Here is a 14171-nt window from a genome sequence, read left to right as displayed (position 1 = left end):
CGTCCACGACCCCGCCGGGTGCGGGGCACGCAGTGGAGACGGCGGCGACGGCCGGAACTCGTCGCTCAGCCGGTGGTCACCGCGTAGCCGGCGCGGTCCAGGCGGGCGAGGACCTCCCGCGCGTGCTCGGGGCCGCGGGTCTCCAGGACGACGAAGACCTCCACCTCGCCGAGGTCCAGGCGGGTCGCCGTCCGCTCGTGCTCGACCTCCAGCACGTTGGCGCCGACGTCGGCCAGTTCGGTGAGCACCGCCGCGAGCGACCCGGGCCGGTCGGGGACCCGCAGCCGCAGCCGCAGGTAGCGGCCGGCCGCGGCCATGCCGTGCTGCACGACCTTGAGCAGCAGGACCGGGTCGATGTTGCCACCGGAGACGACGGCGACGACCGGCGGTGCGAACGCCGCCGGGTCGGCCAGGACGGCGGCCACCGCCGCGGCGCCCGCCGGCTCGACGACGAGCTTGGCCCGCTCCAGGCAGAACAGCAGGGCGCGGGAGAGGTCCTCCTCGGTCACCGTGCGCACCTCGTCGACCAGGTCGCGGACGTGCGCGAGGGTCAGCTCACCCGGCGCGCCGACGGCGATGCCGTCGGCCATCGTCGCCATGCCCTGGAGCGCGACCGGGTGCCCGGCGGCCAGGGAGCCGGGGAACGCCGCCGCCTCCGCGGCCTGGACGGCGACCACCCGGACGTCGGGACGGCGGTCCTTGACCGCGGCCGCCACCCCGGAGACCAGGCCGCCGCCGCCGGTGCACACCACGACCGTGGCGACGTCGGGGCACTGGTCGAGCACCTCGAGCCCGACCGTGCCCTGCCCGGCGATGACGTCGGGGTGGTCGAACGGGTGGATGAAGACCGCACCCGTGCGCTCCGCGTGCTGGACGGCCGCGGCCATGGCCTCGGTGAGGTCGTGCCCCACCAGCCGCGCGTCGGCGCCGTACCCGCGGGTCGCGGCGACCTTCGGCAGCGGGGCGGACTCCGGCATGAACACCGTGGCCCGGATGCCGAGCAGCTGCGCGGCCAGCGCCACCCCCTGGGCGTGGTTGCCCGCGCTGGCGGCGACGACCCCGCGGGCCTGCTCCTCGGCGGTCAGCCGGGCCAGCCGCGTGTACGCGCCGCGGATCTTGAACGAGCCCGTGCGCTGCAGGTTCTCGCACTTGAGCCACACCGGCCCGCCCACCCGCTCGGCCAGCGCCCGGGAGTGCTCCAGCGGCGTGTGGCGCACGACGCCGCCGAGCAGCGCCGCCGCGGCGGCGACGTCAGCCCCGGCGAGCAGGGGCACCTCGTCCGCGACCATGCCCGGATCCTCCCAGGCAGGAGTGCCGGCGAGCGTCCCCGGACGGGTGCCGAGGGTCGCACCCTCGTCGTACCGTGTCGGGGGTGACGGACCCTGGCGCCTTCGCCTCCGCTCCCCCCGCTCCCACGACCCTGGGCGAGCTCCGCGACAGCGGGGCCGCCTTCCGGCCGGTCAAGGCCGAGATCCGCGCCAACCTGCTCGCCCGGCTCGGTGCCGGCGAGCCCAGCCTGCCGGGCATGGTGGGCTTCGAGGACACCGTCGTCCCCGAGGTCGAGCGGGCCCTCATCGCGGGCCACGACCTCGTCCTGCTCGGCGAGCGCGGCCAGGGCAAGACCCGGCTGATCCGCACGCTGGTCGGTCTGCTCGACGAGTGGACGCCGGTGCTGGCCGGCAGCGAGCTCAACGAGCACCCGCTGCACCCGATCAGCGTCTGGGCGCACCGGCAGATCGCCGAGCACGGCGACGCCACGCCCGTCGGCTGGCTGCACCGCGGCGAGCGCTTCGGCGAGAAGCTGGCCACGCCCGACACCAGCGTCGGCGACCTGATCGGCGACGTCGACCCGATCAAGGTCGCCGAGGGCCGCACCCTCGGCGACCCGGAGACGGTGCACTACGGCCTGGTGCCGCGCACCAACCGCGGCATCTTCAGCGTCAACGAGCTGCCCGACCTCGCCGAGCGCATCCAGGTCGCGCTCCTCAACGTGCTGGAGGAGCGCGACATCCAGATCCGCGGCTACCGGGTGCGGCTGCCGCTGGACCTCCTGCTGGTGGCCAGCGCCAACCCCGAGGACTACACCAACCGCGGGCGGATCATCACCCCGCTCAAGGACCGCTTCGGCGCCGAGGTCCGCACCCACTACCCGATCGAGCTCGCCGACGAGATCCGGCTGCTGCACCAGGAGGCGCACACCAGCTGGCTGGGTGCGGTGGCCGGCGACGGGCACTTCGACACCCCGGTCGTCCCCGAGCACCTGGCCGAGATCATCGCCCGGTTCACCCGGCTGGTCCGCGAGTCCAGCCACGTCGACCAGCGCTCCGGGGTCAGCGCCCGGTTCGCGATCGCGGGCCTGGAGACCGTCGCCGCCTCCGCCGTCCGCCGCGCCGCGGTGGCCGGGGAGACGCGGCCGGTGGCCCGGGTGGTCGACCTGCCCAGCGTCGTCCCGGCCAGCCGCGGCAAGGTCGAGTTCGCCGACTCCGGGGCCGACCCGGACGACGAGCGGGAGCTGGAGATCCTCGAGCACCTGCTGCGCCAGGCGACCGCGCAGACCTTCCGCGCCCGCTGCGCCGGCCTGGACCTGACCGGCCTGCAGGAGCACTTCACCGGCGGGGAGACCGTCGAGTCCGGCGAGCTGGTGCCGGCCGCGGCGCTGCTGGGCCAGCTCGGCACCATCCCCAAGCTCGCCGAGCTGCTGGGCCGGCTCGGCGTGCCGGAGGGCGAGCAGTCGGCCGAGCAGGCCGCCGCCGCGGTGGAGTTCGCCCTCGAGGGGCTGTACCTCACCCGCCGGCTGGCCAAGGACACCGACGGCACCCGCACGGTGTACGGGGCCTGACATGGTGAGGCGGCCCGGGAAGGGCTACCGGTACGGGCGCTGGCGGGGCGGGCCCGACCCGCTGGCCCCGCCCTACGACCTCGGCAGCGCCGTCGACGAGATCGGCGACTCCGTGCTCGGCGGCAGCGGGGTGCGCGAGGCGCTGCGCGAGCTGCTGCGGCGCGGCATGGACGGCCGCCGCGGTCTCGACGAGCTGCGCCGGTCGGTGCGCGAGCGGCTGCGCCAGGCCCGCACCGCCGGGCGGATGGACGGCACGCTCCAGGAGGTCCGCGAGCTGCTGGACCGGGCCGTCGAGGCCGAGCGGCGGGAGCTGTTCCCGGACCCGGACGACGCGGCGCGGCTGGCCGAGTCCGAGCTCGACGCCCTCCCGGAGGACACCGCCGGCGCGGTCCGGGCGCTCAAGGACTACGCGTGGCGGTCGGACGAGGCGCGCCAGGCCTACGAGCAGATCCAGGACCTGCTGCGCCGGGAGGTGCTCGACAGCTCCTTCGCCTCGATGAAGCAGGCGCTGGAGAACGCCACCGAGCAGGACATGCAGGCGGTCAAGGACATGGTCGCCGACCTCTCGCAGCTCATCGACGCGCACAACCGCGGCGAGGACACCGACGAGCGGTTCGAGCAGTTCATGCAGAAGCACGGCCAGTTCTTCCCGGACGACCCGCAGTCGGTCGAGGAGCTCATCGACTCCCTCGCCCGCCGGGCCGCCGCGCAGGAGCGGATGATGGCCGGTCTCTCGCCGGAGCAGCGGGCCGAGCTGGCCGACCTCATGGCCCAGACGATGGCCGACATGGGCCTGGCCAGCGAGATGGCGCACCTGCAGGACGCCCTGCGCCAGGCGCGCCCCGACCTGCCGTGGGGCCAGCGCGGCCAGGTGCCCGACGGCGAGCAGTCCCTGGGCCTCGGCGACGCGACCAGCGCCGTGGCCGAGCTCGCCGACCTGGAGTCGCTGTCCAACCAGCTCTCCCAGGGCTACGCCGGTGCCTCGCTGTCCGACGTCGACGAGGAGCTGCTGGAGCGGGCGCTGGGCCGGCCGGCCGTCGACGACCTCGCCGCCCTGCGCCAGATGGAGCGCGAGCTGGAGCGGCAGGGCTACCTCAACCGCTCCGACGGCAAGCTCGAGCTCTCCCCCAAGGCGGTCCGCCGGCTGGGGGCGACCGCGCTGCGGCGGGTGTTCGCCAAGCTCGACGCCACCGGCCGGGGCGAGCACGACGTCACCGACGCGGGCTCGGCCGGGGAGCTCACCGGCAGCTCACGGGAGTGGCGGTTCGGCGACGAACAGCCGCTGGACGTCGTCCGGACGGTGAAGAACGCCGTCCTGCGCACCGCGCACGAGCCGCACGTCGAGGGCCGGCGCGCCGTCCGCATCGCCGTCGAGGACTTCGAGGTCGTCGAGACCGAGCGGCGCACCGGCGCGGCGGTGGCCCTGCTGGTCGACCTCTCCTACTCGATGGCGCTGCGCGGCACGTGGGGCGCGGCCAAGTCGACGGCGATGGCGCTGCACTCGCTGGTCACGACCCGCTTCCCGCAGGACGCGATCCAGATCATCGGGTTCTCCTCCACCGCGCAGGTGCTGCGGCCGGAGACCCTCGCGGAGCTGTCGGTGGACACGCTGCAGGGCACCAACCTGCAGCACGGGCTGATGCTGGCCCGGAGGTTCCTCGCCCGGCACCGGGACGCCGAGCCGGTGGTCCTGGTGGTCACCGACGGGGAGCCCACCGCCCACCTGGAGGACGACGGCACGCCGTTCTTCTGCTGGCCGCCGATGCCCGAGACGATCGCCCGCACCGTCGCCGAGGTGGAGCGGGTGGCGCGGTCCGGCGCGACGATGAACGTGTTCGCCCTCGACCCCGAGCCGGGGCTGGTGCACTTCGTCCACGACATCACCCAGCGGGCCGGCGGGCGGGTGTTCACCCCCGACAGCGAGCGGCTCGGCGAGTACGTCGTCGCCGACTACCTGCGCACCCGCCGGGGCCGTCGGGCACGCTGAAGGAGGACCCCTCTGCCCCCACCACTCGCAAGCCCGCGTCGGGACCCTGCAGAGGGGCCGCCGGCCACCGGCAGACTGCGCCGGTGACCGCCGAACCGAGTGCGCCGACCACCGAGCCGAGCGGCGTGGCGATCGAGCAGGTCGGCGTCGACGTCGTCCTGCCGCTGCGCAGCGCCGTCCTGCGCGGCGGCGGCCCGGCCGGCATGCCGGGGGACGACGACCCGGCGACGGTCCACCTGGCCGCCCGCGACGCCGACGGCCGGGTGGTGGGCGTGGCCCGGCTGGGGCCGGCGCCCTGCCCGTGGCGGCCGCACGCCGGTGCCCCGTGGCAGCTGCGGGGCATGGCGACCGATCCGGCGGTGCGCGGGGCAGGCGTCGGCCGGGCGCTGGTCGAGGCCTCGCTCGCCCTGGTGGCCGAGCGGGGCGGGGACCTGCTGTGGTGCGACGCGCGGACCACGGCCGCGGGCTTCTACGAGCGCCACGGCTTCACGGTGGTCGCCGGCCCCTACGACAAGCCCGGCATCGGGCCGCACCTGGGGATGCTGCGGGAGCCGGCCGGGCGCTGAGTTCCGCGGCCGGCGGGGGGTCTGCACCGGCACGACCGAGTACGTGACCGTCCCGTTCACGGCCGACGCCGCCGCCCCCATCGTCGGCGCGCTGGCCACCGCCGAGCGTGCGGTGGTGCCCGGCAGTGGGCACCGCTGGCGGGCGGCCGACCTCGCCGGCTACCTGCCCGGACGGGTCAACGGCGTACCGGTTGCGCCCCGCTCGAGCTGATCCCCGGGATCGCCCCGGCACGGAAGGCGTCGACGAACAGCCGGTGGTCGCGCTGGGTGGCCCGGGCGTAGGAGTGCGCGAAGTCGACGAGGTCCGCGATGAACTCCTCCCGACGGTCGCCGACCAGGGCGGTGATCGCGTCCTCGGTCTGGAACGGCACCAGCGTGTGGTCGCTGTCGGCGTCCCCGACGCAGTGCATCTTCGCCGTGGCCCGGCCCAGCTGGGCCATCACCGGGGCGATCTCCTCGGGCTCGGTGAGGTCGTCCCAGTCCAGGTCCACCTCGTAGGGCGAGAGCTCCTGGACGACGAACCCGACGCCGTCGATCTCGGTGTGTCCGAGGAACTGCGAGGCGTTGGCCTGCAGTGCCCGCTGCGAGATCGCCGTCCGATGCCCCTCGTGCTCGAAGAAGCCGCGGATCCCCGGGTCGCGCACGATCCGGCTGGGCGCCGGGACGTTGCCCTGCTTGAGCGAGAGGACGACGTCGTTCTCCAGCGCCTGGTCGTAGCCCTCGATCAGCACGTTGTAGGCCGGCAGCCCGGCGCTGCCGATGCCGAACCCGCCGGTGGCGATCACGTCCTTCACGTCGAAGGCGACGTCGCGGCGGCGGCGCGGGGGGAAGACGGTCCCGCGGTAGCGCTCCAGCGCGGCCAGCACCCGTTCCCGCTCGTCGCCGTCCAGCCGGCGGTTGCGCGGCCCCTCGGCGAACCGCCGCTCGTAGCGCTCGACGACGGTCATCCGGTCCAGCAGCGCCAGCCGGCTGCGCGCGCTGGTCTGCATGATCACGTCGTGCACCGCGCCCTCGGTGTTCTCCCGCACCAGCGCGAAGGACTTGTCGTCGTCGAGCCGGGTGAAGGCCGCCACCTGGTCGAGGTAGGCGCCGAGGTAGCCGCGCAGCAGGTCGGCGATGACGTCGTCGCCGAGCGCCTTGCGCCAGGCCAGCAGGGCGAAGCTGGCGGCGAACCGGCGCAGGTCCCAGCTGACGTGGCCCAGGTAGGCCTCGTCGAAGTCGTTGACGTCGAAGACGATGCGCCCGCCGCCGTCCATGTAGGTGCCGAAGTTCTCCGCGTGCAGGTCGCCCTGGATCCACACCCGGCCGGTGCGCTCGTCGCTCCAGCGGTCCTCCAACTGCGCCATGTCGGCGTAGAAGAGACAGGCGCTGCCCCGGTAGAAGGCGAACGGGTCGGCGGCCATCTTGCGGAACTTGGTGCGGAACGCGTCGGCGTCGGCGGTCATCAGCTCGGAGAAGGCATCGACCAGCACGTCGACGATCACCTGACTGCGTTCACCGTCCGTTGGTCCCGCGGTGACCCCTGCGGGGGAATCTGTCACGGGGCGACCGTAGGCGGCGGTTAACCTGCGGGACAGAGATCCACGCAGCTGGGGAGGTCGGACGGCGGTGACTCGAGCGAGCACGGCATGGCGGCTGGCCACCGGCGCCGCCTACGGCAGCGGCGGGGTGGGTCTGGCCGGGGCGGCGATGGTGGCCCTCCTCCGCGCGCAGGCCCGGTCCGCCCGGCGTCGCGTGGAGTCGCGGACGTCGAAGGGCGACCCGCCGTCGGGCAACGGCATCTATGGCCGGGGCCGGGGCAAGCCGATCGTGCTGGCCGTCCTGGGCGACTCCAGCGCCGTGGGGCTCGGCGTGGAGCGTTCCGCGGAGACCCCCGGCGTCCTGCTCGCCGCCGCCCTTGCCGAGCTGGCCGAGCGGCCGGTGCGGCTGGTGCGGCTCGCGGTCTCCGGCGCGGAGTCGTGGGAGCTCGAGGAGCAGGTCGACAAGGCGCTGGTCGAGCACCCCGACGTCGTGATGATCATGATCGGTGCCAACGACGTGACCAGCCGCACCCGGCCGTCGGTCTCGGTCCGCCACCTGCGCGACGCCGTCCACCGGCTGGTCGAGGGCGGCGCGGAGGTCGTCGTCGGCACCTGTCCCGACCTCGGCACCATCCGCCCCATCGCGCAGCCGCTGCGCCTGCTGGCCCGCCGCTGGAGCCGGCAGCTGGCCGCCGCGCAGACCATCGCCGTGGTCGAGGCCGGCGGTCGCACCGTGTCGCTCGGGTCGGTGCTGGGCCCGACGTTCGCCAAGGACCGCGGCCTGTTCAGCGTCGACGAGTTCCACCCGAGCGCCGCCGGGTACGCCGCGGCGGCCGCCGTCCTGCTGCCCTCGGTGGCCGACGCCCTCGGCGTCTGGCCGGCCACCGCCGACCGCGGGCTGCGCAACCTGCGCCGCGACACCGTCCGCCCGGTCGCCCGTGCCGCCGCGCACGCCGCCGGCCGGACCGGCACCGAGGTCCAGGCCACCGAGGTCCGCGGCTCCGAGACCGGTCCGCGCGGGCCCTGGGCACGGCTGCGCCGGCGCCGCCCGCCGGAGATCCCGACGGCCGAGCAGGCCGAGCGCGCCGAGCAGGCGACCGTCGGCTGACGCGGCCCCCAGCGGCCGTTACCGGGGAGTAGGTTCGGGGCCGACCCGACGTCCGGCGTCACCGTCGGATCCGCCTCATCGTGGAGGACCCATGCCCGAAGCCGTCATCGTCGCGACCGCCCGCTCCCCCATCGGCCGCGCGTTCAAGGGCTCGCTCAAGGACCTGCGCCCCGACGACCTCACCGCCACCATCGTGCGCGCGGCGCTGGACCAGGTGCCCGCGCTCGACGCGACCGACATCGACGACCTCATCCTCGGCTGCGGCCTGCCCGGCGGCGAGCAGGGCTACAACATGGGCCGCGTGGTGAGCGTGCTGCTCGGCATGGACCACCTGCCGGGCACCACCGTCACCCGCTACTGCTCGTCGTCGCTGCAGACCACCCGGATGGCGATGCACGCGATCAAGGCCGGCGAGGGGGACGTCTTCATCTCCGCCGGCGTGGAGATGGTGTCGCGCTTCGCCAAGGGCAGCAGCGACTCGCACCCGGACACCAAGAACCCGGTGTTCACAGACGCCGAGGCGCGGGTCGCCAAGATCGCCGAGAGCGGCGCCGACTCCTGGACCGACCCCCGGGAGAACGGCGAGATCCCCGACATCTACATCGCGATGGGCCAGACCGCCGAGAACCTGGCGCTGCTCAAGGACGTCTCCCGGCAGGAGATGGACGAGTTCGCCGTCCGCAGCCAGAACCTGGCCGAGCAGGCGATCGCGAGCGGCTTCTGGCAGCGGGAGATCACCCCGGTCACGACGCCGGACGGCACCGTCGTCAGCACCGACGACGGCCCGCGGCCGGGCACCACGCTGGAGGGCATCTCCGCCCTCAAGCCGGTGTTCCGCCCCGACGGCCGGGTCACCGCCGGCAACGCGTGCCCGCTCAACGACGGCGCGGCCGCGGTCGTGGTCATGAGCGACACCAAGGCCCGTGACCTGGGCCTGACCCCGCTGGCCCGCATCGTGTCGACCGCCGTCACCGGCCTGTCGCCGGAGATCATGGGCTACGGGCCGGTCGACGCCTCCAAGCTGGCGCTGCAGCGGGCCGGCATGAGCATCGGCGACATCGACCTGGTCGAGATCAACGAGGCGTTCGCCGCGCAGGTCATCCCGAGCTACCGCGACCTGGGCATCGACATCGACCGGCTCAACGTGCACGGCGGGGCGATCGCCGTCGGCCACCCGTTCGGCATGACCGGCGCCCGCATCACCGGCACGCTGATCAACGGCCTGCGGACCGAGGACAAGACCTTCGGCCTGGAGACCATGTGCGTCGGTGGTGGCATGGGCATGGCGATGGTGCTGGAGCGGCTCTCCTGACCGGCCGACCCGACGATCATGGCGCCGTGACCCCCGACGGGCTCCCGGGGTGGTCACGGCGCCATGATCGCGGCGGGGGCGACGGCCCCACCAACGGCCAGTGGCCCGGCCCCCTCACGGGGACCGGGCCACTGCCTCGTGCTGGCCCCGCCGGAGCGGGGCCCGTGCTCAGTTGTCCTGGAGGTAGGACAGCAGCCGCAGGATCTCCAGGTACAGCCAGACGACGGTCACGAGCAGACCGAAGGCGATGAACCAGGCGAACTTCGCCGGGGCGCCGCGGCGGATCGCCTCGTCAGCCGTGTCGAAGTCCAGCAGCAGCGTGAACGCTGCGACACCGATCACGACGACGCTGAACAGGATGGCGAGCGGGCCGCCGTCGCGCAGGCCCAGTCCGCCGGGGGTGAAGAAACCGGCGATCAGGTTGACCAGCACCAGCGCCAGCACACCGAACATCGCGCCGACGATCCAGCGGGTCAGCTTCGGGGTGACCCGGATGGCGCCGGTCTTGTAGACGACGAGCATGCCGGCGAAGACACCGAAGGTGCCGATCAGCGCCTGGACGACGATGCCCGGGTAGATCGTGTTGAACGCCTCGCTGATGGCGCCGAGCGCGACACCGTAGAGCGCGCCGTAGGCCAGCGTGGCGGCCGGGTTGGCGATCTGCTTGAACGAGATCACCAGGCCGAGGACGAACGCGACCAGGACGGCCGGCAGCGCCAGACCCCACGCGGCCTGCCCGGGCATCGCCCAGACTGCGGCGGCGGCCAGGACGGTCACCAGGAAGGACAGACCCGTCTTCTGGACGACGTCGTCCATCGTCATGTAGCGGGTCGTCGTCGGCGCGTACGGCGAGCGGGCGTACGGCGCCGGGGCGGCGTACGGGTCCTGCGTCGGGGCACCGTACTGCGGCGCGCCGTACTGGGGGGCACCCCACTGGGCGGACTGCTGGCCGTTGCCGGCGCCCGCGTTCGCGAAGCCCCGTCCGAAGACCGGGTTGTGGCTGGGCATCGTCATCTCCTCGAGGTGACCTGGCGGTTCGTGGGCCCAACGGTGCTGCACCCACTCGAGCAGGTCAACGCCTGGAGGGCGCGTTGCGTTCCTGATCCCCGGCAGGGCACCCGGACGGGGTGGAGGACGGGCCTCCCCGCCCGTCGCCGGCACCGGGACCCGGGACCGCAAGGGTGCCCGACCGGCACCGCAGGGTGGGCGGATCCCACCCCCAGGGGTGCTCGTGGGGCGCGTCGACGGCCCCGACGCTGGTCGCAGCGGATCGAACGACCGCCCGGACCCGAGGAGAACCCGATGAGCCTCCACCGCACCCCCTCCGCCCCCCGCACCACGACGGACGACGCGACGACCACCCGCACCGCCCGGCGGCGTCGTCGCCCCCGCCTGCTGGCCCGCGCGGCGGCGGCCGCTGCCGTCACCGCCGGGCTCCTGGGCGCGGCCACCCCGGCCAGTGCGGACGTGCTCACGCCCCACGGCACCCAGGTCCACTCCCTGGCCATCTGCGACCCGATCCTCCACGACGTCCGGGTGCAGGCGTCCCCGGTCCCGGGCGCCATCGGCCGGATCCACGTCCGGGACCTCACGACCGGGCGGGAACTGGCCAGCGACCTGCTGCTCGACCCCCTGGTCGTGGGCGACCAGACCTCCGGCTTCGCCACCTACCAGGCCGCCTTCCCGGCGGGGCGGTACGCGGTCTACGTCGAGTACATCTGGCAGGACGCCTCCGGCGGCTGGCTGGTCGTCGGCGAGTGGCTCAGCGAGTACTGGACCGAAGGCGCCTTCGGCAACTCGCAGGACACCGCGTGCTCCCTGTGACCCCACCTGCCGGCCAGAGGACACCGGCGTCCTCCGGCCGGCCCGCGTGCCCTTGTCCTGCCGCACGGCTCACCGCACGATGTGCCGGTGCACGAGGGGCCCGGGGCCTGCCCGCTGCTGCGGTACACCGACGCCGACGGCCGCACGCGGGAACTGCTCCTGACCGGCGAGGCGCGGCGGCTGACGGTGGGCCGGGCGCCCGAGAACGACCTCGCCCTGCCGTGGGACGCCGAGGTGTCCCGCCTGCACGCCACGGTGGAGCAGATCGCCGGGCGCTGGACGATCACCGACGACGGCCTCTCGCGGAACGGCACCTACGTCAACGGCGAACGGCTGACCGGGCGGTGCACGTTGCGGGCCGGGGACGGCATCCGGGTCGGCGGTTCCTTGCTGCAGTACCGGGAGTACGAGCCGCGTCGTGACGAGTCGACGCGGGCGGCCGCCGTCCTGCCCACCCCGGCCTCGCTGTCGGAGACCCAGCGCCGGGTGCTGCTGGCGCTGTGCCGGCCGTTCAAGCACGGCAGCGCCTACGCCGTGCCGGCGACCAACCAGCAGATCGCCGCGGAGCTGTTCCTCAGCGCGGACGCCGTGAAGACCCACCTGCGGACGTTGTTCGCCAAGTTCGGCGTCGAGGACCTCCCCCACAACCAGAAGCGGCTGCGGCTGGTCCAGCGGGCACTGCAGAGCGGAGTCGTCCGGGATCGCGACCTCTGAGCGCGGGCCTCACCGCCCGTCGCCGGTGTGCCGGATGGTCCAGGACAGCCCCCAGGCGGCCAGGGCCAGGAACACCGCTGACTGCGCGGCCAGCAGGCCCATGTCCAGCCCCCACTGACCGGCGGTCGGCCGGAACAGGCGGTCCGGCTGCGGCCCGTCGAGTGGCTGCAGGCCCACCGTCGCCGCCATCGCCGCGTAGCCCGCCCGGGCGGGCAGCACCAGCGAGAACTGCTCCAGGCCGGTCCGCCCGGCCAGCGGGAACAGCCCCCCGCAGAACACCAGCTGCCCCATGACCAGCGCCACCAGCGCCGGCATCGTCTGGTCGGCCGACCGCGCGAACGCCGACACCGCCAGCGAGGCGATCGTCATGGTGACGCCCACCGCGGCGACCGCGGCGGCCACCTCCAGCCGCGGCCACGGCAAGAGGAGCCCGTCGTCCGGTCCCGGCAGGCCCAGCAGCGCGAGCAGGCAGAACGCGACCGACTGGAGGGTCACGCAGCCGCCCACGACCAGCACCTTGGCCGTCAGGTAGACCGTCGGGGACAGCCCCACGGCGTGCTCGCGGCGGTAGATGGGCCGCTCCCCCACCAGCTCCCGCACCGCCAGGGCCGAGCCCATCAAGGCGGCACCGACGACCAGCACGATGATCCGCTGCTGTGCCTCCGCCGGGTCCCCACCGGCCGCCGACATCGACAGGCCACCCTCCCCCGGGAAGGCGTGCGCCATGACCGCGAGGACGACGGGCATGCCCACGAGCAAGGCCAGGAACAACCGGTCCGCGGCCACGACCGCCAGGTTGCGGCGGACCAGGGTGGCCAGCTGCCGCAGCGGTGCTGGCCGCGGCGGCACCGGTGCGGTGCCGGCGGGGCACGGCGTCACGCCTTCGGTGGTCGGCTCGACGTAGCGGTGCTTGAGCGTCGACTCGGCGAACCGCTCCACCCAGCCGGGATCCTCGAGGGCGGCGAAGACCGACGGGTGGTCCCGGACGCCGAAGAACGGCAGCAGCCGGTCGGGGGGCCCGAAGAACGCCACCCGGCCGCCGGGCGCGAGCAACAGGACCCGGTCGCACCGGTCGAGGGCCAGCACGCTGTGCGTGACGACCAGCACGACCCGACCGGCGTCGGCCAGGGCGCGCAGGCCGTCCATCACCTGCCGGTCCAGACCGGGGTCCAGGCCGGAGGTCGGCTCGTCGAGGAAGAGCATCTGCGGCGCGGTCAGCAACTCGAGGGCGATCGACGTCCGCTTGCGCTGCCCGCCGGACAGCGAGTCGATCCGCTGGTCGACCTGCGCGGTGAGCCGGACCTCCTCGAGCACCTCCCCGACCCGCTGCGCCCGCTCGTCGGCGGTGGTGTCGGGCGGCAGTCGCAGGCGGGCGGCGAAGTCGAGGGCCCGCCGCACGGTGAGCTGGCGGTGCAGGATGTCCTCCTGCGGCACCAGCCCGATCAGGAACCGCAGCTGCTCGTACTCGTCGTAGAGGTCTCGGCCGTCCCACGTCACCCGGCCGGCACCGGCGGGACGCAGCCCCGTCAGCGCCCCCAGCAGGGTGGACTTCCCCGCTCCCGACGGCCCGATGACCGCCACCAGCTCCCCCGCCCGCACCGTGAGGCTCAGGTCGTCCATCAGGCGGGTGCCGCGCGGGGTCGTGACGGTCAGGTGCCGGGCGTCGAGGGCCGGACGCCGCGATGCCGGCAGGGTGACGGTGCGCCCGTCCCAGCCGAACGTGCTCCCGCCGGCGCCGATCCGGTCCCCCGGCCGCACCGGCTCGGCCCCGTGGATCCGGCGGCCGTTGAGGTAGGTGCCGTTGAAGCTGCCGAGGTCCCGGAGGACGGCGGTGGTGCCGTCCTCCGGGACGTCCACGGCCGCGTGCCGCCGGGACAGGACGGGGTCGTCCGCGACGACGACGTCGCAACCGGGGTCGCGACCGATGACCAGGACCCGCCGACCGGCGCCGTCGTCCGCACGGCCGGGCGCGCCGGGCGGCACGCAACGCAGCCGCAGCTCGGTGCCGTCCGCGCCGCCGACCCGGACGCTCACCTCGCGCCCGGGGCCGACCCGCGCCCGCTGCTGCGGAACGCCGTCGACCCACGTGCCGTTGCGGCTGCCGAGGTCGCGCAGCGCCCAGCCGTCGGCGTCGTAGCGCAGGGCCAGGTGCATGCCGCTGACCCGCTCGTCGGTCACGTGGACGTCGCATCGCGGGTCCCGGCCGACGACCACCGGCTGCGACCGGGGGAACGTCCACACCCCGCCCGCGCCCGCGACCTCCAGGACGTCCTGCGTCGGTCGGTGGGGGGTCCGCGTCAT

Annotated in this window: 12 protein-coding genes; 8 read left to right on the top strand and 4 right to left on the bottom strand. The window is 74.5% G+C overall.

The annotated features are described in order from the left end of the window. Window positions 1-65: 65 nt before the first annotated feature. Window positions 66-1289: a threonine ammonia-lyase gene (gene ilvA, locus ACI784_RS04470; RefSeq protein WP_456921677.1), complete on the bottom strand. Its 1224-nt coding sequence runs from the start codon at window positions 1287-1289 to the stop codon at window positions 66-68. An 83-nt stretch (window positions 1290-1372) separates the two neighbouring features. Here ilvA and ACI784_RS04465 point away from each other — a divergent pair, with 83 nt between their 5' ends. The 4 genes from ACI784_RS04465 (at window position 1373) to ACI784_RS04450 (ending at window position 5603) form a co-directional block, all read left to right on the top strand. Further along, window positions 1373-2839 (top strand): sigma 54-interacting transcriptional regulator, encoded by a 1467-nt coding sequence (locus ACI784_RS04465; protein ID WP_456921676.1) that lies wholly within the window; start codon window positions 1373-1375, stop codon window positions 2837-2839. Window position 2840: 1 nt separating this feature from the next. After that, the gene (locus ACI784_RS04460; RefSeq protein WP_456921675.1) at window positions 2841-4826 is read left to right on the top strand and encodes a VWA domain-containing protein; all 1986 of its coding nucleotides are present in this window, start codon (window positions 2841-2843) and stop codon (window positions 4824-4826) included. A gap of 83 nt (window positions 4827-4909) precedes the next feature. Beyond that, window positions 4910-5392, top strand: a complete 483-nt coding sequence (locus tag ACI784_RS04455; RefSeq protein ID WP_457012612.1) for a GNAT family N-acetyltransferase — start codon at window positions 4910-4912, stop codon at window positions 5390-5392. Between the two features lie 43 nt (window positions 5393-5435). Next, window positions 5436-5603, top strand: coding sequence for a hypothetical protein (locus ACI784_RS04450; RefSeq protein ID WP_456921673.1), 168 nt, complete (start codon window positions 5436-5438; stop codon window positions 5601-5603). Here ACI784_RS04450 and ACI784_RS04445 read toward each other — a convergent pair. After that, a complete protein-coding gene (locus ACI784_RS04445) occupies window positions 5569-6876 on the bottom strand; it encodes a DUF2252 domain-containing protein (protein ID WP_457012611.1) in 1308 nt (435 codons plus the stop codon). The genes ACI784_RS04450 and ACI784_RS04445 overlap by 35 nt on opposite strands. 124 nt (window positions 6877-7000) lie before the next feature. Here ACI784_RS04445 and ACI784_RS04440 point away from each other — a divergent pair, with 124 nt between their 5' ends. Then, complete coding sequence (locus tag ACI784_RS04440) at window positions 7001-8020, top strand: SGNH/GDSL hydrolase family protein (RefSeq protein ID WP_456921671.1); 1020 nt, start codon at window positions 7001-7003, stop codon at window positions 8018-8020. 91 nt (window positions 8021-8111) lie between these two features. Next, on the top strand, window positions 8112-9332 hold the full coding sequence (locus ACI784_RS04435) for an acetyl-CoA C-acetyltransferase (RefSeq protein ID WP_457012610.1): 1221 nt from the start codon (window positions 8112-8114) through the stop codon (window positions 9330-9332). Window positions 9333-9500: 168 nt separating this feature from the next. On the opposite strand, the gene ACI784_RS04430 is transcribed toward ACI784_RS04435, so the two are convergent. Next, the gene (locus ACI784_RS04430) at window positions 9501-10340 is read right to left on the bottom strand and encodes a Bax inhibitor-1/YccA family membrane protein (protein WP_457012609.1); all 840 of its coding nucleotides are present in this window, start codon (window positions 10338-10340) and stop codon (window positions 9501-9503) included. Window positions 10341-10634: 294 nt separating this feature from the next. Here ACI784_RS04430 and ACI784_RS04425 point away from each other — a divergent pair, with 294 nt between their 5' ends. Further along, window positions 10635-11156 carry a hypothetical protein gene (locus ACI784_RS04425; RefSeq protein WP_456921668.1) on the top strand — a complete coding sequence of 174 codons (522 nt, stop codon included), beginning with the start codon at window positions 10635-10637 and terminating at the stop codon, window positions 11154-11156. A gap of 87 nt (window positions 11157-11243) precedes the next feature. Further along, window positions 11244-11870, top strand: a complete 627-nt coding sequence (locus ACI784_RS04420) for an FHA domain-containing protein (RefSeq protein ID WP_457012608.1) — start codon at window positions 11244-11246, stop codon at window positions 11868-11870. A 9-nt stretch (window positions 11871-11879) separates the two neighbouring features. Here the strand turns inward: ACI784_RS04420 and ACI784_RS04415 are convergent, their stop codons facing one another. Continuing rightward, on the bottom strand, window positions 11880-14171 hold the full coding sequence (locus ACI784_RS04415) for an FHA domain-containing protein (protein ID WP_457012607.1): 2292 nt from the start codon (window positions 14169-14171) through the stop codon (window positions 11880-11882).

Source organism: Geodermatophilus sp. SYSU D01186, assembly GCF_054050215.1.
Note: the sequence above shows the minus strand (reverse complement) of the source record. Positions and strands in the feature narration are given on the sequence as shown.

Excerpts from the sequence above, each read along its gene's own strand:
- ACI784_RS04435 (WP_457012610.1), top strand. The coding sequence starts at position 8,112 with ATGCCCGAAGCCGTCATCGTCGCGACCGCCCGCTCCCCCATCGGCCGC.
- ilvA (WP_456921677.1), bottom strand. The coding sequence starts at position 1,289 with ATGGTCGCGGACGAGGTGCCCCTGCTCGCCGGGGCTGACGTCGCCGCC.
- ACI784_RS04460 (WP_456921675.1), top strand. The coding sequence starts at position 2,841 with ATGGTGAGGCGGCCCGGGAAGGGCTACCGGTACGGGCGCTGGCGGGGC.
- ACI784_RS04425 (WP_456921668.1), top strand. The coding sequence starts at position 10,635 with ATGAGCCTCCACCGCACCCCCTCCGCCCCCCGCACCACGACGGACGAC.
- ACI784_RS04415 (WP_457012607.1), bottom strand. The coding sequence starts at position 14,171 with ATGACGCGGACCCCCCACCGACCGACGCAGGACGTCCTGGAGGTCGCG.
- ACI784_RS04430 (WP_457012609.1), bottom strand. The coding sequence starts at position 10,340 with ATGCCCAGCCACAACCCGGTCTTCGGACGGGGCTTCGCGAACGCGGGC.